The following is a 19,068-nucleotide window of genomic DNA, read 5'->3' on the forward strand; positions in this document are numbered from 1 at the left end:
AAAATATAAAATTACCTTACTTTTCTCATCCTTTATTCCTATTTCGATTTTGTTAAAATAAGTTAATACTGATACAAAGATTTTGTTTAAATGTTTTATTTCAATGAATTAGAAAAATATGTTTTTTACATTTCAATATTTTGAATTATTTCATTCAGGAATAAATTAAAAAATAATTAATAATTTAAGAAATCAACTTTAATAAGAGAAAGCAATGTTTAAAAAATCATGTCAGCTACTGGCACAAAAAAACCTTTCCATATTCTTTCTTGAAAGTGCCTCAGCCGGTTATCTAGCCTATCAATTTTCTTTAAGTCCATTTTCTGGAGAAATTCTAACAGGCAGTCTGGTTTGCTATGACTTAAAAGTAAAAGAACATGTTTTAAAAATTTCTCCAGACCTCATCGAGAAATATAGTGCTGAATCTATCGAGGTTACTCAGGAGATGATTAAAAAAGGCAAGCATATATTTAGCTCAGATATTTATATCTCCTGCACCGGATTACTCAAACAAGGTGGCTCTGAAAGCCCGGAAAAACCGGTTGGGACTTTTTTCTACTGTATAGGCTATAAAGATAAAATCTATAATTTCAAACAGATATACCAAGGAAAGCCTGAGGATAAATTGAAGCAGCTACTTGAGGATATATGCATAAATATTGTTAACATTATCGAGAAAGAAGATATATGACCTATCACCATGCCTGTTTTATGTTGCAGTATGTTACCATGATATAAACTTATATTAATACTGTTTTCAATCCGCCTAATTAAAAATGCTTAACTCATTCAAAAAGCATTATTTCCTTAAAAACCGGGTATTACATTTAAATATAGTGAAACAGCCTCCCCCTATTCATCAAATAAAAATATGTTTTAATTAAACCATCTGATTTACTCAGATAATATCAACAACCAAATGAGGTGTACGATCATGAGTAATACAAATAACCAAAGCAACCAAGAACGTAATAATCAGCAGCAACAACAGCAAAATCCAAACAATGACAACCGTCAGCAGCAGCAACAGCAGCAAAATGACAACCGTCAGCAACAAGGCTCAAATCAGAAAGATTCTGGCCGCCAAGGATCAAACCAAAATAATCAGCAAAAATAATATTTGATTATTTTAAGATCCATCAATATTTAGGAGAATAAATTAATATTCTCCTAAATTTTATCTAAAGCTGGAAATATGCTGGAGAACGATAATGACAAATCAAAATATTACTGATCAGAATAATCAGGGTTCAGGTACATCTATTGATCCCAATGATCATTGGCGTGAAAGTTATGTGACACGCCCTTATTATCAGGAAGCTCAACTTGATACACCAGATTTAGACTATGACCGGGATTTTTCAAAAGCCTACGAACTAGGCAGCCGCGCACGTTCAGAACATGATGGCAATACCCGTTTTGAAGATGTCGAAGATAATCTTAAAGAATCATGGGAAGAGCTTAAGGCCGAATCAAGATTAAAATGGGAACAGGCCAAACAGGCGATCAAGGATGCCTGGGATAAAATCTAAATGCCCTCCCTGTTAAAAAATGAGCTTATTTAACACATAAGCTCATTTTTATTGCTTATTCTATAAATCACTTACCAATTATAAGAAAGAGTAGCTAAAAAAATGGATTTCATCGGTATCTTCCTGCATGACACCACCTGGGAGCTGGTTTTTGAAATCATCATTCGCTGTTGTGTGATGTTTCTTCTGATCCTGATTTTTTTAAAACTGTCCGGTAAACGTGGTATTCGGCAACTGTCGATATTTGAGGTGGCCATTATCCTGAGTCTGGGTAGTGCGGCCGGTGACCCCATGTTTATTGACGATGCTCCCATCGCCCAGGCTTTTGTGGTGATGTGCACAATTATTATTTTATATCGTCTGGTCACCTGGGCCATGATGAAAAGTAAAAAAATCGAGATTCTTCTGGAAGGTAAACCTTTATGCATTGTCGAAAACGGCTTGATGGTCATACAGGACATGAGAAAGGAAAAATACTCCCACGATGAGTTTTTTGCAGAGATGCGTCAGCAAAGTGTCGAGCATTTGGGGCAAGTCAAAGTGGCGTTGCTGGAAACCGATGGCTGTCTTAGCCTCCTGTTCTATGCCAATGACGACACAAAATGGGGATTACCCTTATTTCCAAACCATTATAAAAAAGCGGTCGACCTTAATCCCGAGCTGTTTTATTCCTGCATGTATTGCGGTATGACCCAACGCCTGCTTGATCTGGAAAGTCAATGCCCCCGATGCAAAGGAAAAGATTGGGCCCAATCATTAAATACTCCACACATCAATTAAGCATCGGCATGAGTCATGCCATAATTGGTTTGGCTGTTACAAGGTACAGCTTTCAACGACCGAGCCGAAAAATCTTGCCAGTACGTGGATGGGTAAAGGTCATATCTTCATTGAGCTGAATGACCTTGTCAGTAATGACTACCTTGGATAAAGGAGACCAGGACAGATCGTTGGTTATCAGGTCCAGGGCAGGAAGTTTCTCATAGATTTGTTCTACGATGATCTTGTCCCCTGTTTCACTGCTTGCATCCACTTCTTTTAGCATATATTGTTTCGACATCTTAAAACTCCTGTTTTAAAGTAATCTTGGCAAAATACGAAGGACCGGTTTATTTCATCAGACCGTTTCTTTATGCTTAAAATATGAAATAATTTCTTCACTACTGTTTTTGGTTTTGCTCACAATATTACCCAGGTCATCATAATAATAGTTTGGTACCACAACTTTACTCTTCTGTTTCGACTCTGTTTTTTTATTTGGAACAACCAGCTTTTCAACAAAACCAGATAACCAGAGTATATATTCTCCTTTATTTTTACTTTTGGGCAATATACTCACATCAAGATTTATCGACAGATCCTTTGAGTTCATTAATAGATCTTCAAAATTAATGTAATTATAGAGCAGTTTAAAACCAGAAGCCTTAATTACACCTCTTAATTCAATCATTAAATTATTAAGGTCTTCTACAGGATCATCACTGAAACCGTTTTTAGACTGAACCTGATCATAAATTTTTTCAGCTATTTTTAAATATTGGTGCATGACATTATTCCTTTTATATTCTATTTAGGAATTTTGCAGGATTTACAGTAATCTATTGTTAACATTGTTTTAAGTTCTGAAATTAACCATAAATTTCACATACATAAAAAAACACAATAAGTGCGTTATATGACACTAATTTTTTTTACTGTGAATAACTTCACAATATATTTTTTAATCATTTTGCATCGGCATAGAACCCTATAAATAATAATAAAAAAGAGGATTAAAGCCATCAGAAACTTTAATCCTCTTTTATCAGGCTGAGTTTTATGGTGTCTGGCCTGATGTCGCTGTACCGGTATGAACATCTGAAGTGGTACTGTCATCTAAAACAGGTGCCGAAGTATTATTCTGCATATCATCATGCATTTCATTATTTGGACTTACCGGCTCTGCCTCCATCGAATGAGGTGTGGTTGTTTCACCTTTGGTCATAGGATCATCAGCATCCCGGTTCTTTTCACATCCCGCTAGCGCAAAAACAAAGGTTAAGGCTAGACTTTTCACCAATACATTTTTCATTTTCATTACCTCTCTAGATTTGATCACTCTTTAAAAAACGCTTCATCACCTGTTTTTATTCATCCATCATCCACATGCATTGCTTTTTGCGTTCGTGGGCCAGCCTGTTTTTTCGACGCTCAAATAATGCCTTTTCATTTTTACGTGGGCTTTCTTTGTTTTTATGTCTTCCCATAGCCTTACCGCTTGCTATCGTATCCCACTCGTCCATATCTACAATATAATGAGCATTCAATGTTTCATTTGAACCGATCAGTTGATTATCTTTAGCAGCCATATTGTTTCCTTATATTATTATCCAGCATTATCTGTCATAGCGTTCAGGCATAATATAAAAGAAGCCTGCTTGCAAGCTTCCTTTTATGATTATTTCAAGAACTTACTCAAGACTTTCTTGCCTTTAATATCATCATTTAGGTTAATATCATCCTCTTTTTTCTCATCCGATAATTTATTTTTCTCTTTCTGAGATTTGTAATAACAACCTAAAGCCACACCAGTTCCCAAAGTCAGAATGGTTTTTAACATAACGCACCTCATGATGTATTTAGACAACCTTTATACTGGTTATTTTTTATGTAATTTTCCCTGTTAGTTTTTTTACTTTTCTTAAAAAATGAAACCTTATGTAATGTCCAGATTTAACCTTATCTATCAAAAGGGCTACAACTCACTAAAATATATAAAATTAACCTTATACTCCATAATGACTATAATCTTAAGCACATATTTAGAAACAAGTTAAAAAGGGCTTTTTTTCAAAACAAGAACAAACTCTATAAAGAATATCAGACAAACTCATTTAACATGAGCAACGTCTTATATATTTTAAGGGAGAATTATAATGGCCAAAATTAAAGCATTCGAGTCAAACTCAATCCAGGATCTGGAAAACCATATTAATGACTGGCTAAGAAACGAACTCACTCAGAATAACCATAAAGTCAATATTAAAGAACTGAGTCATTCTCATAGCAGTGAAAATACTCCGAAATTTACTGCGCTTATTGTTTATGAATATTGCTAATTAGGTCGGTTCTGCCTGAGCTTTGCATTGTGTTAACTCAGGCTTACCTGATAGACAGCTACTTTATGTAGCTACATCGCTCCGTTTTTGCCAAGATTCCTGTTTGCACAAAGCTCCTACTATTCACAAGAACAGGCATAAGCTTCACAATAAAAAACCTAAAACTCTTCATAATCTCTAAATGACCAGGGCTTTGGGAGAGTAAGATATGCCACAATTTTTGCGGATAGCTGAAAAAGTTTGTAAAGAATTAAAGCAAAACAAAGACTTTAGTAATGATCCTTTGGAAAACTTGAACAAGTTAATGATTGAGATCCGTAAGGAAATAAAAGGAACCAAGTTAAAATTACTTTATAATTTTATCGACTTTGAAGAGTGCCTCAATAAACCGAATGCCGAATGTAAGGTACAACTCGATATTAGCCTGATTCCGACCATAAAGAATGAAGGTGAGTTTATCTTATGGCTGGCAGGTTTTATCCAGAGAATTACCACGGATGGGCAAAAAAAATTGCCGCCGATCCGCAAAGAGATTCCGCCTGAGTTTAAATACACCACGCCCAGAGAAAGCAAAAAAGACATCCCTGCGAAGCCCGAATATTCAAAAAGTGGCGAACTGATCAACTCTTATTTTAAGTCTGAAGAGTTTATGGAAACGTTCAATAAAAGCCATTAACCCGAAAATAGAAGTGGGCTCCTGACCGTTCACACTTCTATTGTTTGCTGCTTGTTCAGCAGCCGTCCATATGGGCGGCTTTCTTTTGTCTGGCTTTATCAGGGTTTCTGATAAAAAAGAACCCCTGTTCACGCAGAACAGGGGCCGGAGACTATGTTAAAACTTGCACGTTAACGGGTCAGGTCATTGGTCCGGTTCCAGGCATCACGTGAAGCATGGCGTGCTTCATCCCAGCTCAAACGCGACTCGGCTTTACCCTGTTCCCAATGGGTTCTTAATTCGGGTTCGACATCTTCAAAAGCCGCATCAGGGTCATAGTCATAACGTTTTTCATAGCCGACCCGGTAAGCTCCTCGATAGTCACGATCATAGTCCAGATCGGGATACTTGGCTTTGGCTTCATTGTAATACGGCTGGTTGAGATAATTCTCCCGCCAGTATGCATCCTCTACCGTCGGGTCAATCGCCTCGCCTACCGCGTTGCCTGCCAGACCACCAACCAGGGCACCTACAGCGCCGCCGACTAATGTGCCCACCGGGCCACCCGCACTCCCGATAGCAGCACCAGCTGCCGCACCACCTACGGCCCCAACACCGGTTCCTACAGGATGAGAGCCCGGTTCACCTGTGATCGGATCTGCATTTAACTCTTTCTTCACCTCGTCAGAGGAATTCTTGATACGTTCACGATCATAATCTTCATTATTTATCATCTTTATTCTCCTTTAACAAAAAATAATTCATCGCTATCCCCATCTATAATCGTGATGCAGATTGAATGAACTGTTGGTAACATTCACACTAAATGTGATCTGTGTTAAAAAGCGTTATAAGAATTTTTTTTAGGTTAATGCTTATGCGTTCAGGTAAAACGAGAAATATATTGAAATAAATCATTCTGACCAGCCATAAAAAAACCCTCATCAAGAGGGTCTTATCTATAAAAAAGCACTATTTGTTCAAGTCAGGCTGTCTTTGTCTTTCTTCAGATATTTTATATATTCAGCCTGATACTTTTCAGCCAGCTCCAGCTTTTGCTCATCTGCCAGAATTTTTCCTGCCTGCTGGAAAAACCGGTGTTCTTCCTCTTCCAGATGATGGTGCACCACATGCGATAATTTTTTCGCAATTGCCAGCCAGCCGGGATTGTCAAATTCAGTTTCGGTCAGCTTTTCCAGCAGTTCATCCATTTCATGATGTTCGGCAAGAGCATGGCGGGTAATATTCAAACCGGAATCGGTCATCATCAAGGGGATATATAAAAAGCGGTCTTCGGCCACGGCATGGGCAAATAACTCGTTCTTTAATAATTCAAACAGTTCTCTTCTTTCTGCCGTATCACCAGAGGTCTGAATCAGCTTCTCAGAAAATTCACGCTGTTTTTCATGGCTTTCTCTTAGAGCTTCAAATATGGTTAAGGTTTTCTCACGTTTTGGCATGGTTTACCCCTTTGGCTATCGTGAAATTTATATTTAAAATCAGAGATATCAATTTTTTACAATGGTTGGTTGGAACACTCCCGGGTAAGTTTCCAGAGATTTAAAGCCTCATACGCTTCTTCTCTTCTCACCTAGACAAGTCATCTATTGACTCATTCTGTTGACTAGATAGGTAGACAAAATTCCGACCTTTTAAATAATGCTGACGCAAACTGGTTTCCCTCTTTTAAGTTTTTATATCTTTTCAGTGCTCCGCAGATGTTGTGCTGTTTCTAGCATGCTTCGCTTTTTATATTCTTTACTATTATCATAAATTTCAGTTATATATTTTGTAATCATTGTTATTTTTATTGTTTTTATATGATTTTTAAGAAAAAAACAGATTTATTAGAGCTTCATCTATTGCTTAGCAAAGCATGATTTTAATCTGGCAAAACGGGTCTAGGTTAATCTTTTATAAGAGAATAATTCTCATATCTAACAATTCACTACTTGTGGTTCAGGCGGGTTCTTGGCATGGTTTGTTCATTGCTTTATTTTCAGGAATCTCCTCGCTATGGCTAGTCCGGCACAAGCTATAAGACATAAATTACTTAACACCTTCTTTTCAAGACATTCTGTCTGGTTTCTTTGTATTTTCATTGCGTTAAGCATTACCTGGTTTAAAACCATCTATACACCGCATAGTATCTATTACTTCATTTCAGATACCTTGTTAAATAGCCTGTGGCTGGTGAGCAGTTTGCTGAGTCTGTTAGGACTGTATGATTTATTACAAAAGAAACACGCAATTCTAAGAAATTACCCGATTCTGGGACATTTCCGTTTTATTTTTGAAGATGTCCGCCCAGAAATTCGTCAGTATTTTATTGAATCTGATCAGGATGCCTTACCTTTCTCACGCATGCAGCGCAGTCTGGTTTATCAACGGGCCAAGAATGAAAATGCCGACAAGCCTTTTGGTTCAATTATTGATGTCTATGAACCCAATTACCGTTTTATCGTACATTCGATTGCACCTTGTCCACCGGCAGATCCGGCTACATTTCGTGTAAACATTGGTAATGCACAATGTAGCCAGCCTTATAGTGCCTCAATCATGAATATCTCGGCGATGAGCTTTGGTAGCTTGAGTGCAAATGCCATCCGCGCCCTGAATAAAGGTGCAGCTCTGGGCCACTTCTATCATGATACCGGTGAAGGTAGTTTAAGCCCTTATCATCTGGAAAACGGCGGCGATATTGTCTGGCAAATTGCCAGTGGTTACTTTGGTTGCCGTACCCCGGAAGGCCTGTTCTCTCCAGAAAAATTTGCCGAGCAAGCCAAAAACCCGCAGATCAAAATGATCGAGGTCAAGCTTTCTCAAGGTGCAAAACCGGGGCATGGCGGGATTTTACCCAAGCATAAAATTACTGAAGAAATCGCACGCATCCGTGGCATCTCCCGTGATCATGATTGCATTTCTCCGTCCAAGCATCCAAGCTTTAATACCCCGATTGAGATGATGCACTTTATCCAGCAGCTGCGTGAACTCTCTGGTGGTAAACCGGTTGGCTTTAAGCTATGTATCGGCCAGCCCTGGCAGTTCATGAGCATTGTCAAGGCCATGCTGGAAACCAGAATTATTCCGGATTTTGTGGTGGTTGATGGTTCCGAAGGCGGTACCGGCGCTGCGCCTATCGAATTTAGTGACTACATCGGTACACCATTAAGAGAAGCGCTCCGCTTTGTACACAATACCCTGGTAGGAGCCGGCCTGCGTGACCAGATCAAGATCGGTGCCAGCGGAAAAATGATCAGCGCCTTTGATATTGCCAGTACCTTTGCGCTTGGTGCTGACTGGGTCAATTCGGCTCGTGGCTTTATGTTTGCGGTGGGCTGTATTCAGGCACAAAGCTGCCATACCAACCAATGTCCAGTGGGTGTCGCCACTCAGGATAAAGACCGCCAAAAAGCCATTGATGTCCCAACCAAAGGCGAACGCGTGTTTAATTTCCATAAAAACACACTACATGCATTATCTGAAATGATCGCAGCAGCCGGTCTGAATCATCCTTCTGAAATCAAGGCACATCATTTAGCGCAACGCATGAATGACCGTGAAATCAAGAACTATGCACAAATCCATTTCTTCTTAAAGGAAAATGAGTTGCTGCTGGGTGATTTAAAAGATGAGGACAATTTCTACTATCGCATGTGGAAACTTGCCGATCCAAACCGTTTCTAAGCCTTAAAAAAAGCCACTTTCGAGTGGTTTTTTTTTGCATATAAAAGCTGGACTACCGGCCAATAAAGCGGTAAATCCCAAAAATTGCCATCATCAGGATTAGCAAAAATTTCAGATAAGCAGTCTAATTGTATTGTGAGCCCTTACCCTGCCAGATTTGTAGTTCGACAGACTGGAACTGAAGGTTTGAAGCTTCCATCAATTCGGCCTGAACCGCATAATTCATGCCGTTATTTGACTCACTTACTGAAAATGGATCTGAGCTAACCACCAATAATATGGATTCATTGGCCTCATAACCATGCGAATCATCGCTCTGAAAAACTTCAGGATGATAACCATTGGAATTTTCACTTTGTACGCCCCCGATCCACTTTAACTCGGTTTTTCCGGCTTGCACGGTGGTTCCTTTCACAACCAGCACAAAACGGTAAGGATTTTGGGCTGCATCCGCCTGAAAACTGATCCCCACATTTGGCCGTTGAAAAGCATCCTTCGGTGGATCCATAACGGCCTTGTTTAAAGCCTGAATCTCACTCGGGGTTAACAGGATCGAATTTACCAGCTTTTCGCCATATTCTCCTGCCTTAGGCTCATGCTTCACCTGACTACATGCAATCAAAATAATGCTTACAGCAAAAATAAATACAGCCCGGATCCAGTTCTGCTTGACATTAAGATGCGCATTTTTACTCCACCATTTCATCTAAAAAACACTCACGGCAATATGACGGTCCAGCATCCAGCGAAGCACCGGCCCCTGTTGTTCGGCAGGTAAAGATAAAATGTATTCAAAGCTCCGTATCACCACTTCACATTGCCTGTTTTTATCGGGTGCAGTTTCACCTGCATTGAGCAGATCGGCATCAGCGCCATAATCCTGCCTTAGCTTTTCTGCAATTTGAATCCACGCTGGCGGGGCTTGCATACGGTCAACCACTGAACGTGAACCTTGATGGGTTAAAATATAATTCAGCGCAGCCGCGGTCTGTTGCTGTGTAGCAATACTCAGCAAGTTTCTTCGTTCATCGATCGTCGTTTTACCATACAAAGGAAATGCGACAGCAAAACAATTGCCTTTCCTTTTAGCATCATACAGTTGCTGTAAATACGCTTTCGCCCATAAACGTTGCCCCTCATCATCCGCCTGCTTTTCGACAATCTCTCGAAGCTTCCACCACAACGTGCTGTTGACTGCGGCCAGCATTTCTTCAGGTTGAACTGCCGCATTGGCCGTTTGCTGAATTGTTTCGTAATCTTTAAACGCATGTTGCTTCAGTGGCTGTAACAGAACGATCTGATCTAGCGTGGTTTGCCGTTGTTCAACTGGATTGTTCTGTATTGTCTGTGCTGTTGCCGGTTCATGCTGTGAACAACGATTTAACAATAAGAAAACTGTGAAAATCACCCCGATGACAATTAATGCTGCTTTCATTGCGCATTTCCCTGTTATTTTTAATATTTGAAAATAAATAGCTTTAAGTTAACCCGGCATTAACGTTTAAATGAACAGGTCGAACTGGTCTGGGTCAGTAGCGTATTGGTACTTGCATTGCAGCTTAAATAAACCCCGCCATCTTCCGTACAGATTCTGGCTGCATAAAGCAGGCTGTTATTTTCCAGTAACTGCGCAGGCCGATCACCATATGCTGCCAATCTCTGCAAAGCCATAACGCGCTGTTTGCAGCGACTAAATTCAAGCACGGTTCTTTGAAATGCAGATTTCGAGCTTATGGCTCTGGTTTTATTTGCGGCCAGATCTTGCGTATAAGCATTTTTTTCAATAGTGATGGCTTGCTGTCGTTGCTGCTCCAGCTGACGGCAATCGCCGGTAAATCCATCAGCAGCCGAACCCGTACACGCTGTTCTCTGGCTCGCCTGAACCGGACACGGCCGGCTTTGATAGGTTATTGCCTGACTGGTTACACATTTATAGAGCTCTTCGGCATAAACCTGAAAGGCAGCGCCGAGCAGAATAAAGACACAAAAACCCCTGAATGTCCCTTTTTTCATTATTTCCCCGAATATCTAATATATTGATATTTTTTATAATATTAGAAATTCTAGCATTTAAATGAACACTAACAAAGCAAAATCAATAATAATAGTAATTTGGTTTGGCATGCAAAAAGGCAGGAATCAAGCCGGTCAGCGCTGCACGGATATCGGCCCGTTCATTAATTAATTGATGCGAACCTTCTTCTAACATGAGCAAAGTCTGCAACCTGAACTTACGGCGAATATATTCAATGTTATAACGCCAGTCTACCGTCTGGTCGAGTGCCCCCTGTGCCAGCCAGACAGGAATACGGCAAGCCGGACGTTGCTCCATTTCCAGCATCCATTTTGACATGGCCAGAATCCAGTCCATTCCCATCATCCGCGGCTGTAACGGATCGGTCAAACGGATAAAACGCAGAAATTCGGGATTATGGTTATTGCGGCGGAAATGTCGCGGCACCTGACTTTTAATACGCCGGATAATGCCAAGCCCAACCGAGTTATGCCACCATGCGGTTTTCGCAGGCCGGATCAGTGGAGATAACAACAACACCCGGTCTACAAACGGATCTTCACGGCGTTCGGCAAACTCAAGCAAATGGTGCATCCAGATGGCACCGCCCGTACTCTGACCTATTCCCAGCCAGGGTTTTGGCAACTGTCTGGCACCATGCACTGCCTCATAAACCGCATGCAAGACTTGCTGATAATGATCAAAGTTCTGGATGCTGGCCGGTGAACCATTACTGAGACCATGCCCCGGCAAATCATAAGTAACTACACTAAAGCCCTGTTCCAGGATTTCCTTGATAATGGGCTGATAAATTCCGCTATGCTCCAGATAGCCATGCAATAAACAGACTGTGCCCTGTATTTTTTCTTGCTTGGGCTGAAAGACCTGCACATGCAAACGGAACAAAGGCATTTCTACATAGCCTTGCCAATGCTCACAATCCAGCAAATCCAGACCGTAAAGCTTGCGATAGGCTTGCAATGGTTTTGAAGCTTCTGCAATGCCCGATAAATCCAGCGCTTCCAGAACCAGTGGCGTGGTTTCACGATTCGGAACTGGCAAATCCAGCTGTTTTAAGATCGTCGGATTTAAAAATGGAATATTGGACATTATGGTATCTCTCGACAATCACTTGAACCAAACAACATATCACGAATGGTTGCCAGCATTTCATAATTGGCACGGCGGCTGTGGTCATAGTTCTGCTCACTCGGACGCCAGTCTGTCAGGGTGGTTGGCATTGGTGCAACCACAGGTACGGTTTCTATGCCACTCAGGGCAAACAAACGACGGGTACGTGGCATATGATATTCATCGGTAATAAGAATCACCGTAGGCGCACCACCTTTCTTCTGAAGCAATAAAGAGCTGAATCTGGTATTTTCACAAGTATTCATACTCCGGTTTTCAAGTAATTTTGCTTCTATACCACGTTCTTTTAGCCAGGCCTGCATATAAGGCGCTTCCACACCACTAAGAACAATCGGCAAGGCATATTTTTTTTCAACCTGTAGGGTCTTTTCCAGACGCAGGCGGGTGTAGTTATTGACCACAATATCCTTACCATTTGCTCCCAAGGTCAGACCACCGCCCAAGACCACAATGGCATTAGGCTGAGACCTATTTTGAGGCTCAGGCGTACCTTCTTTATTCTTTTTCAATTCAACCAGGTCTTTATTGGTTTCGTCTTTATCCTGCTCATTGACAGGCAATGCAATCGGATATGTTTCTAAAAAAGCGATATATTTGCCCATTAAAGCCTGATTATCAGGCGTGTTCCATTGCAAAAAGTCTAAAGGCGTTGTAACCGTTACTGCCGAGCTTTCCTGATCCTGTTCAGGTCGCTCACTCATCAGTAAAATATTTGGCGGGTTCTTTTCTTCAGCCTTTTCTTTTTCCTGTTCTTCAACAATCAGTTGTTGCAGTAATTTATAACGTGCCTGAATCAGCCTTAAATCTTCAGATTTTTCCGATTGGAGTGATCTTTCCATCAGCTTGAGATAAGCCTGTCGGGCGATCCATAAATTAGACCCCGGCTCCAGGGTTTCATGCTCACTCAGGGCAGCAGGTTTCTGGCTCTGGGCCGCGACTTCATTGACATCGACCGGCACAAAACGGTTCAGTCCCTTAACAACCAGCTGTGAATAAAAAGGCGAATATAAAAAAAGCACAAAACAGCCCAATAGCACGAATAATATGGTAATTACTCGTACTAAACTGACCATCCAATGTACTTTAGCCATAAATCTCCTCATCCACTATGAGCTTGAATTAAACCGTGCTCACTGTATAACACAGGTTCAGGCTCCAGCTGAATACTAAACTTTTGTTTTACATCACTTTGTACAGCCTTATAGGTGTTTTGTACATCCGTAAGCGCTGCATCGGCATAATTGACCAGCACCAGAGCCTGCTTCTGGAACATGCCAACAGGCCCTAATTGCTTGCCTTTCCAGCCAGTCTGGTCAATCAGCCAGCCTGCTGCCACTTTAACATTGCTGTCTGGCTGTGGATAATGCGGTATGTTTGGAAATTGTTGAGTAATTTTGTCAAATTCGGCTTGAGACAAAATCGGATTCTTAAAAAAGCTTCCAACATTGGGGAATTGTTTAGGATCTGGCAATTTGCTTTGACGGATGAGAATGACCTGGTTTTGTAAATTTTCTGCAGTCAGTTCATTACCTACAGCTTGTTTCAGATCCCCATAATTCAGCCTAAGCTCGGCTTTCTTCAACAGTCTGAATGTGACGCTGACAATGATGTAACGGTTGGGATCGTCTTTAAAAATACTGTGCCGATAAGCAAATTGGCATGCATGTGCAGGAATTGAATCAAATTGTTTTAAATTACGGTCATACACTTGTACCGAGTCAATAAACTCTCCCACCTCAACCCCGTAAGCTCCAATATTCTGGACAGGAGAAGCCCCGACCAGCCCCGGAATCAGGGCCAGATTCTGTAAACCATACCACTGTTGTCGGGTGCTATATAAAACAAAGTCATGCCACACCTGACCTGCACCCACCCGTACCGTCACTGTTTCAGCATCTTGCCCAACAAGCTCAATACCCTGAATATTCAAATGTAGTACCAAAGCCTGGAGCTGCCGGGGCAGCAACACATTACTGCCACCAGATAACACCAGAACGTTAAGTTGATGCTGCTCGGCAAAATCCAGTGCAGCCACAACCTCATCGCGCTGACTGATCTGGATATAATGTGAAGCAACTGCATTAAGATTTAATGTATTTAAATGTTTAAGCGAAAACTGCTCTTTGACTTGCATGTTAAATTAAATCCTGTAACCCTGCTTTTAGTTGCTTCTTAAAAATCTCGACCCAGGCCTGACTGCTGGACTCACATTGATCGAGCACACGCTCAAACCCGTCTCTACCGCCATAATAAGGATCTGGCACAGCCTGTTGGCTAAATTGAGGATCGTGCTCACTCATCAAGGCAATTTTCGCCCGGATCTGTGCTATACCAAACTTTTGAATCGCTTTTTGACTGAGTGCTTGAATATCATCAAAATTGTCATGATCCATCGCCAGAATCAGGTCAAACTCGACAAAATCCTCCAGACGGATTTGCCTTGCTCTCAAAGCAGACAAATCATAGCCGCGTTTGATGGCATGCTGTTGACTGCGTGCATCGGGCGCCTTATTGGGGTGATAATTACTGGTTCCTGCCGAATCAACCATCACGGCCAGACCATGCTGATCGCAATAATGTCTGAGGATTGCCTCGGCAGTTGGAGAACGGCAAATATTTCCTAAACAGACACATAACACCTTATATTGTGCTGTCATTTGAAAATCATTCCAATATTTTGTTTTATAAGGAGATAAAAATATTGCATGCAAAATTCCTGCAAAATAAAGGCAAAACTGCTCAATGTCATTATGCCTGAGCTGGCTACGCTGACCTCAGGTATTTTGTCAAAAATTGCATTGATTTGAAAGGAAATCGTGTTGATCTCTATTGAATATTCTTTATGAATATGTACTTTTTTAGCATTAAGGATATACACCAGATCTGGCGCAATCCGGCTCAATTTGATCAGATTTTATTTTTCACTGTCTCATTTCTCTGAAAAATTACCAATAAATACCACAACAGGTTTTAAATGACTAAATCCTGCTATCAATAAGCACGTTCCCTCCTTATAGAGCTGTTAATGATCAGTTCGAGCAACCCAACTGCTTCATTTTGAAAATAAAAATGACCACAAGATGTGGCCATTCAATATGAGATTAAAATCAGGCTGTACGACTTTCTATCTACATATTCGGTTTTTGTTGCTGATCAAAAATTATGGGCAACGTCTTTCCCAAGGATATTGAGGAAATGGGGTACACTCCCAAAACCCCAAGGCAGAAGACTTTTGATCAACAAGCGTTTTGCCAGAGGTCGTGATTTTCATCGCTGCTTCAGGAGCAGCTGTTTCAGGAACAAAAATGTCAGCAGCAATTGTACTGGTTGAAATTGCACATAGTGCTACAAAAGAAATCATTAGATTTTTCATGCTCTATACTCTTTAAAATTATGTACTTGATGACTTAATTAGCGAAGCTAATCGCCACGTACAAATTACAAAGCCTGCAAAATTTACATTGTTCTAAATAAATTTCATTTGCGCATTTTTATGTATCTTTAGAAAAACCACAAACCTATAAAAACAAATAAAATAATTCAATCTCTTACACCCAATTACGGTTAACAACTAATTGCTTAAAACTAAAAAGCCACGCTTTAATTACATATAATTACAATATAGCCATTTCGCTTAAAACTCTCATTTCAACCGGCTAACACCACCCCTTATACGATTAGGTTTTAAGAAAGTACTGGTATATTCTGGGGTGTGCTCAACCTATCGCCTATCTATTGAGTTCTATGACGGGTTAAGACAATTTAAACCAAATATTAATCCATCATTTTAAATTATTTTATCAATATCATTTAGCTTTATAAGGAAAACTACAATGCCCTATCTGATGCATAATGGACAATCTTTATATTATACAGATGCTGGTCATGGCTCTATAGCCATTGTCTTTTCTCATGGTCTATTGATGGACCAAGACATGTTTCACTCACAAATTGAGTTTTTTAAAGATAAATATCGCTGCATTGCATGGGATGAAAGAGGCCATGGCCAGACTGCAAGTGAGTCAATTGAACTATTTAATTATTATGATTCTGCGGATGATCTGGTTGCCATTCTGGATACCTTACACATCGACAAGGCCATACTTGTCGGAATGAGTCAGGGCGGATACCTCTCATTACGCTGCGCCTTAAAGTACCCTGACCGGGTGAGTGCATTGGTATTAATCGATACACAGGCACAATTGGAAGATCAAGAAAAACTGGGACATTATCAGCAACTCATTGATGACTGGATAAACAACGGCCTGACACAGGAAGTATCTGATTTTATTGCCAGTGTCATTCTCGGCGACAACGCACCCGAAAGGTTCTTATGGCAAGAAAAATGGAAAGGCTGGAAACCGCATAACCTTGCTGCATCATTTAATGCACTTATTGATCGTAAAGATATATCCGACGATATCGAAAAGCTTAATCTGCCCGCTCTGGTCATTCATGGAGAAAACGATATCGCCATTAGCCTGGATCGGGCTAAAGATATGGCTACACGCCTAAACGCAGAACTGGCCATTATCGCAGAGGCAGGCCATGCTGCCAATTTAACTCATGCAGAACCGGTAAATAAAATCATGGCGAATTTTATAGATACCATCAGCAACAACCTGTCATCTTTTACTTAGTGGGCTCGCTCTAAAAATCCTGTTATTTATATATAAGGAATATATTAAGTATGCAATTAATTACTTCCAACCAAATAACAAAAACTAAAACAAACTTTAATTATTAAAATAGCATTTAATGCATCTCTACCTTTTATCTGACTGATGTATTTATTTTGAGCTAGCAAATAAAGCCCTCAATAGAGGGCTTGTGTTTATTAATTAAAAAATAAAATCCTGATTAAAACCTTAAAAGAACGTAATAAAGCCAGGACTATTTAGAATGGGATAACTTAAAACCAAGAAATTGCCGATCCCAAAACTCTTGCCATAAATCACAATACTCCAGACAAACCTTGGTTATAAACTTATAATCATCTTCCTCACATGCCTGGGCCAATATATACCACAGATCATTTTCATGATCATCATCTGCGGCATCATTGCTCGGGTCTAGTGATGTGCCGTGAACATGGTAATAACCCTGATCCACATTTAATCCGACAGCTCTGGTCGCCTGACGTAAAGCTGGGCTAAATAATATAACCTCGACTTCAGCCACAGCAAGTAATGCAACTGTGGCCTTATAATTATCAAAATAATTTTCTAAATACATACGCACCTTATCTGCAATAGCAGAAGGTTTAAATGTTTTACGCTTGATTTCATCCGCTTTAAAATTATTTAAGACTTGCTCAAATAAAGGATAATGCGCATATATTGGATTGCCCAGATAATACCCTTCCTGATCTACTCCAGGCTGGAAACCAAACTCATCCAATACATTGAGAGTCAACAGAAAGCGAGGTGACATTTTTGATCCTGCTCCAAGGCGCGGCTCAAGCTGTTTGGTCTGGTATTGAGCCATCAGCAATGCATCTGTAAAGATTTGCACAATTGCATGTCTATATTCTAAATGAATATTTAACAGATATTCTTTATCAATCTCACCAGAGTTAAGTAGTTGTATTGCCGGATGTTTAGATATCGGATGATTAGAGATTAAGGTTTTAAGCCTGGTAATGAAGCCAATATTCTTGACCCAAAGGCTAAGTGGAACGCTTCCTATTATTTCATCAAGTGCTTTTCTACGAGGGTTTTGAATGTTTTCTAAATCTAACAACATATAGTTTCCTGCATACCTGAACTGTACTGATACGTAAATTTCTTCGACCAACAACCTATTGCACCAGAGAACCCTCTTAATAAAATTATTTGCTTGTTTTTGAAAGAAATTTAAAAATATCTATATTTAAACTAATACTTTGCATAAATAACATTGTATTTTTATTGATAAAGAAATGTATCTGCCAATTTATTTATAGCTGTTCTGTAAAAAGCAATATTCATCTAGAAATAATTAATATAAAATCCTCCGCTTAAATTAATCCTTGTATATATTTATGAGGTAAAATCCATTTAAAAACAGAATGTTTTCCAAACTGTATTTTATAGTTTTAAAAAAGTCAGGGATAAATAGCATGTCAAAGAAAGAAACTATTCTTCAAACAGCCTTATATTTATTTAACCAGCACAATTTCACTTCGATTGGTGTAGATCGAATTATACAAGACTCTAATGTTGCTAAAATGACTTTTTATAAATACTACCCTTCTAAAGAAAAATTGATACAGGCATGTCTAGCCAGAAGAGCAGAAGAAATCCAGTCAAAAATTAATTGTAATTTAGAATCCTTTAAGGATGATGATTATTTAGGAAAAATTAAGGCAATTTATAGCTACTATTTAAACTGGTTCAAGTCCGAACAGTTTAATGGCTGCCTGTTTCAAAAAGCCAGTATTAACATACTCAAGCAATACCCTTCTCTTAACCAGCCAATCATGGACTATAGAGACTGGCTACATGATTTAACTGAAACTCTTTTTTCAGGATTAAAGGTCAAGCATACTTATATCCTATCTTCAATTTTTATTAATATCCTTGATGGCATGACTGTATACGCCAATATAAACAAAGACCATATCACCATAGAAAAATCATGGGATTATATAGAGTCTCTAATTACTATTGACCAGCCTCAATCTGGTACTTAAGTGGCACAAACGATATTCTTTGTCGATATATCATTCTGGACTTAATCATAATAAAGGCATCTGAATTTAATCAATATAGACACACATAAGCCAAAGATGTGAATTTTCATTAAAAAAACAACGATATAAGTTTTTATTCACGCACAACGCGCTTCCTCTACGGCGAAAAACCTGCTCCGTTAACGCCAGTGCCCTCTGATGCTAAGGAGAGACCTGTCGCCTGCTCCGGTAAAATTAGGCTTGTTACACTTTTTAAG

Annotated in this window: 24 protein-coding genes and 1 pseudogene; 9 read left to right on the forward strand and 16 right to left on the reverse strand. The window is 39.8% G+C overall.

What is annotated here, in order from left to right:
• Positions 1 to 214 precede the first annotated feature (214 nt).
• The 4 genes from OC23_RS09150 (at position 215) to OC23_RS09165 (ending at position 2,312) form a co-directional block, all read left to right on the forward strand.
• Complete coding sequence (locus OC23_RS09150) at positions 215 to 691, forward strand: CinA family protein (RefSeq protein WP_038344291.1); 477 nt, start codon at positions 215 to 217, stop codon at positions 689 to 691.
• A 243-nt stretch (positions 692 to 934) separates the two neighbouring features.
• On the forward strand, positions 935 to 1,117 hold the full coding sequence (locus tag OC23_RS09155) for a hypothetical protein (protein WP_038344292.1): 183 nt from the start codon (positions 935 to 937) through the stop codon (positions 1,115 to 1,117).
• 94 nt (positions 1,118 to 1,211) lie between these two features.
• Positions 1,212 to 1,532, forward strand: a complete 321-nt coding sequence (locus OC23_RS09160; RefSeq protein ID WP_038344293.1) for a hypothetical protein — start codon at positions 1,212 to 1,214, stop codon at positions 1,530 to 1,532.
• A gap of 102 nt (positions 1,533 to 1,634) precedes the next feature.
• On the forward strand, positions 1,635 to 2,312 hold the full coding sequence (locus OC23_RS09165; RefSeq protein ID WP_038344294.1) for a DUF421 domain-containing protein: 678 nt from the start codon (positions 1,635 to 1,637) through the stop codon (positions 2,310 to 2,312).
• 52 nt (positions 2,313 to 2,364) lie between these two features.
• Here OC23_RS09165 and OC23_RS09170 read toward each other — a convergent pair whose 3' ends face one another.
• The 5 genes from OC23_RS09170 to OC23_RS19290 all read right to left on the reverse strand — a co-directional run bounded on the left by OC23_RS09170 (position 2,365) and on the right by OC23_RS19290 (position 4,131).
• Positions 2,365 to 2,592: a hypothetical protein gene (locus tag OC23_RS09170; RefSeq protein WP_038344295.1), complete on the reverse strand. Its 228-nt coding sequence runs from the start codon at positions 2,590 to 2,592 to the stop codon at positions 2,365 to 2,367.
• A gap of 57 nt (positions 2,593 to 2,649) precedes the next feature.
• Positions 2,650 to 3,078, reverse strand: coding sequence for a hypothetical protein (locus tag OC23_RS09175; RefSeq protein WP_038344296.1), 429 nt, complete (start codon positions 3,076 to 3,078; stop codon positions 2,650 to 2,652).
• 270 nt (positions 3,079 to 3,348) lie between these two features.
• Positions 3,349 to 3,603 carry a hypothetical protein gene (locus OC23_RS09180; protein WP_038344297.1) on the reverse strand — a complete coding sequence of 85 codons (255 nt, stop codon included), beginning with the start codon at positions 3,601 to 3,603 and terminating at the stop codon, positions 3,349 to 3,351.
• Between the two features lie 55 nt (positions 3,604 to 3,658).
• Positions 3,659 to 3,880 carry a hypothetical protein gene (locus OC23_RS09185; protein ID WP_038344298.1) on the reverse strand — a complete coding sequence of 74 codons (222 nt, stop codon included), beginning with the start codon at positions 3,878 to 3,880 and terminating at the stop codon, positions 3,659 to 3,661.
• 89 nt (positions 3,881 to 3,969) lie between these two features.
• Positions 3,970 to 4,131, reverse strand: coding sequence for a hypothetical protein (locus tag OC23_RS19290; RefSeq protein ID WP_171194766.1), 162 nt, complete (start codon positions 4,129 to 4,131; stop codon positions 3,970 to 3,972).
• A 316-nt stretch (positions 4,132 to 4,447) separates the two neighbouring features.
• Between OC23_RS19290 and OC23_RS09190 the strand changes: the two genes are divergently transcribed.
• The gene (locus OC23_RS09190; RefSeq protein WP_038344299.1) at positions 4,448 to 4,630 is read left to right on the forward strand and encodes a hypothetical protein; all 183 of its coding nucleotides are present in this window, start codon (positions 4,448 to 4,450) and stop codon (positions 4,628 to 4,630) included.
• 208 nt (positions 4,631 to 4,838) lie between these two features.
• A complete protein-coding gene (locus OC23_RS09195; protein ID WP_038344300.1) occupies positions 4,839 to 5,306 on the forward strand; it encodes a hypothetical protein in 468 nt (155 codons plus the stop codon).
• Between the two features lie 170 nt (positions 5,307 to 5,476).
• On the opposite strand, the gene OC23_RS09200 is transcribed toward OC23_RS09195, so the two are convergent.
• Both OC23_RS09200 and OC23_RS09205 read right to left on the reverse strand, forming a co-directional pair.
• Positions 5,477 to 6,019 carry a glycine zipper domain-containing protein gene (locus OC23_RS09200; RefSeq protein WP_038344301.1) on the reverse strand — a complete coding sequence of 181 codons (543 nt, stop codon included), beginning with the start codon at positions 6,017 to 6,019 and terminating at the stop codon, positions 5,477 to 5,479.
• Positions 6,020 to 6,265: 246 nt separating this feature from the next.
• On the reverse strand, positions 6,266 to 6,745 hold the full coding sequence (locus OC23_RS09205) for a hemerythrin domain-containing protein (protein WP_038344302.1): 480 nt from the start codon (positions 6,743 to 6,745) through the stop codon (positions 6,266 to 6,268).
• Between the two features lie 556 nt (positions 6,746 to 7,301).
• Between OC23_RS09205 and OC23_RS09210 the strand changes: the two genes are divergently transcribed.
• Entirely contained in the window at positions 7,302 to 8,972 is a 1,671-nt protein-coding gene (locus OC23_RS09210; RefSeq protein ID WP_038344303.1) for an FMN-binding glutamate synthase family protein, read from the forward strand.
• A 52-nt stretch (positions 8,973 to 9,024) separates the two neighbouring features.
• On the opposite strand, the pseudogene OC23_RS09215 reads toward OC23_RS09210, so the two are convergent.
• From OC23_RS09215 to OC23_RS09255, 8 genes and pseudogenes are all read right to left on the reverse strand, one after another.
• A pseudogene (locus OC23_RS09215) lies at positions 9,025 to 9,678 on the reverse strand (hypothetical protein).
• Entirely contained in the window at positions 9,679 to 10,407 is a 729-nt protein-coding gene (locus OC23_RS09220) for a hypothetical protein (RefSeq protein WP_038344304.1), read from the reverse strand.
• A 59-nt stretch (positions 10,408 to 10,466) separates the two neighbouring features.
• Positions 10,467 to 10,985, reverse strand: a complete 519-nt coding sequence (locus OC23_RS09225; protein ID WP_038344305.1) for a hypothetical protein — start codon at positions 10,983 to 10,985, stop codon at positions 10,467 to 10,469.
• A gap of 82 nt (positions 10,986 to 11,067) precedes the next feature.
• Complete coding sequence (locus OC23_RS09230; protein WP_038344306.1) at positions 11,068 to 12,096, reverse strand: alpha/beta hydrolase; 1,029 nt, start codon at positions 12,094 to 12,096, stop codon at positions 11,068 to 11,070.
• Positions 12,096 to 13,229, reverse strand: a complete 1,134-nt coding sequence (locus tag OC23_RS09235; protein WP_038344307.1) for a YdcF family protein — start codon at positions 13,227 to 13,229, stop codon at positions 12,096 to 12,098. The genes OC23_RS09230 and OC23_RS09235 overlap by 1 nt, the downstream gene beginning before the upstream one ends.
• A gap of 8 nt (positions 13,230 to 13,237) precedes the next feature.
• Complete coding sequence (murB, locus tag OC23_RS09240) at positions 13,238 to 14,272, reverse strand: UDP-N-acetylmuramate dehydrogenase (protein WP_038344308.1); 1,035 nt, start codon at positions 14,270 to 14,272, stop codon at positions 13,238 to 13,240.
• A gap of 1 nt (position 14,273) precedes the next feature.
• A complete protein-coding gene (locus tag OC23_RS09245; protein WP_038344309.1) occupies positions 14,274 to 14,795 on the reverse strand; it encodes a low molecular weight protein-tyrosine-phosphatase in 522 nt (173 codons plus the stop codon).
• A 503-nt stretch (positions 14,796 to 15,298) separates the two neighbouring features.
• A complete protein-coding gene (locus OC23_RS09255) occupies positions 15,299 to 15,511 on the reverse strand; it encodes a hypothetical protein (RefSeq protein WP_152607816.1) in 213 nt (70 codons plus the stop codon).
• Between the two features lie 472 nt (positions 15,512 to 15,983).
• Between OC23_RS09255 and OC23_RS09260 the strand changes: the two genes are divergently transcribed.
• Positions 15,984 to 16,778, forward strand: coding sequence for an alpha/beta fold hydrolase (locus tag OC23_RS09260; protein ID WP_264673651.1), 795 nt, complete (start codon positions 15,984 to 15,986; stop codon positions 16,776 to 16,778).
• Between the two features lie 253 nt (positions 16,779 to 17,031).
• Here the strand turns inward: OC23_RS09260 and OC23_RS09265 are convergent, their stop codons facing one another.
• Positions 17,032 to 17,883: a hypothetical protein gene (locus OC23_RS09265; protein WP_038344313.1), complete on the reverse strand. Its 852-nt coding sequence runs from the start codon at positions 17,881 to 17,883 to the stop codon at positions 17,032 to 17,034.
• A 355-nt stretch (positions 17,884 to 18,238) separates the two neighbouring features.
• Here OC23_RS09265 and OC23_RS09270 point away from each other — a divergent pair, with 355 nt between their 5' ends.
• Positions 18,239 to 18,811, forward strand: coding sequence for a TetR/AcrR family transcriptional regulator (locus OC23_RS09270; protein WP_038344408.1), 573 nt, complete (start codon positions 18,239 to 18,241; stop codon positions 18,809 to 18,811).
• The last annotated feature ends 257 nt before the right edge of the window (positions 18,812 to 19,068 follow it).

Origin of the sequence: Acinetobacter sp. A47, assembly GCF_000805455.1 — a bacterium.
Classification (GTDB): Bacteria; Pseudomonadota; Gammaproteobacteria; order Pseudomonadales; family Moraxellaceae; genus Acinetobacter.

Bases quoted from the DNA above. Each gene is read 5' to 3' on its own strand.
- OC23_RS09150 (WP_038344291.1), top strand. From the start codon at position 215: ATGTTTAAAAAATCATGTCAGCTACTGGCACAAAAAAACCTTTCCATA.
- OC23_RS09155 (WP_038344292.1), top strand. From the start codon at position 935: ATGAGTAATACAAATAACCAAAGCAACCAAGAACGTAATAATCAGCAG.
- OC23_RS09160 (WP_038344293.1), top strand. From the start codon at position 1,212: ATGACAAATCAAAATATTACTGATCAGAATAATCAGGGTTCAGGTACA.
- OC23_RS09165 (WP_038344294.1), top strand. From the start codon at position 1,635: ATGGATTTCATCGGTATCTTCCTGCATGACACCACCTGGGAGCTGGTT.
- OC23_RS09170 (WP_038344295.1), bottom strand. From the start codon at position 2,592: ATGTCGAAACAATATATGCTAAAAGAAGTGGATGCAAGCAGTGAAACA.
- OC23_RS09175 (WP_038344296.1), bottom strand. From the start codon at position 3,078: ATGCACCAATATTTAAAAATAGCTGAAAAAATTTATGATCAGGTTCAG.
- OC23_RS09180 (WP_038344297.1), bottom strand. From the start codon at position 3,603: ATGAAAAATGTATTGGTGAAAAGTCTAGCCTTAACCTTTGTTTTTGCG.
- OC23_RS09185 (WP_038344298.1), bottom strand. From the start codon at position 3,880: ATGGCTGCTAAAGATAATCAACTGATCGGTTCAAATGAAACATTGAAT.
- OC23_RS19290 (WP_171194766.1), bottom strand. From the start codon at position 4,131: ATGTTAAAAACCATTCTGACTTTGGGAACTGGTGTGGCTTTAGGTTGT.
- OC23_RS09190 (WP_038344299.1), top strand. From the start codon at position 4,448: ATGGCCAAAATTAAAGCATTCGAGTCAAACTCAATCCAGGATCTGGAA.
- OC23_RS09195 (WP_038344300.1), top strand. From the start codon at position 4,839: ATGCCACAATTTTTGCGGATAGCTGAAAAAGTTTGTAAAGAATTAAAG.
- OC23_RS09200 (WP_038344301.1), bottom strand. From the start codon at position 6,019: ATGATAAATAATGAAGATTATGATCGTGAACGTATCAAGAATTCCTCT.
- OC23_RS09205 (WP_038344302.1), bottom strand. From the start codon at position 6,745: ATGCCAAAACGTGAGAAAACCTTAACCATATTTGAAGCTCTAAGAGAA.
- OC23_RS09210 (WP_038344303.1), top strand. From the start codon at position 7,302: ATGGCTAGTCCGGCACAAGCTATAAGACATAAATTACTTAACACCTTC.
- OC23_RS09220 (WP_038344304.1), bottom strand. From the start codon at position 10,407: ATGAAAGCAGCATTAATTGTCATCGGGGTGATTTTCACAGTTTTCTTA.
- OC23_RS09225 (WP_038344305.1), bottom strand. From the start codon at position 10,985: ATGAAAAAAGGGACATTCAGGGGTTTTTGTGTCTTTATTCTGCTCGGC.
- OC23_RS09230 (WP_038344306.1), bottom strand. From the start codon at position 12,096: ATGTCCAATATTCCATTTTTAAATCCGACGATCTTAAAACAGCTGGAT.
- OC23_RS09235 (WP_038344307.1), bottom strand. From the start codon at position 13,229: ATGGCTAAAGTACATTGGATGGTCAGTTTAGTACGAGTAATTACCATA.
- murB (WP_038344308.1), bottom strand. From the start codon at position 14,272: ATGCAAGTCAAAGAGCAGTTTTCGCTTAAACATTTAAATACATTAAAT.
- OC23_RS09245 (WP_038344309.1), bottom strand. From the start codon at position 14,795: ATGACAGCACAATATAAGGTGTTATGTGTCTGTTTAGGAAATATTTGC.
- OC23_RS09255 (WP_152607816.1), bottom strand. From the start codon at position 15,511: ATGAAAAATCTAATGATTTCTTTTGTAGCACTATGTGCAATTTCAACC.
- OC23_RS09260 (WP_264673651.1), top strand. From the start codon at position 15,984: ATGCATAATGGACAATCTTTATATTATACAGATGCTGGTCATGGCTCT.
- OC23_RS09265 (WP_038344313.1), bottom strand. From the start codon at position 17,883: ATGTTGTTAGATTTAGAAAACATTCAAAACCCTCGTAGAAAAGCACTT.
- OC23_RS09270 (WP_038344408.1), top strand. From the start codon at position 18,239: ATGTCAAAGAAAGAAACTATTCTTCAAACAGCCTTATATTTATTTAAC.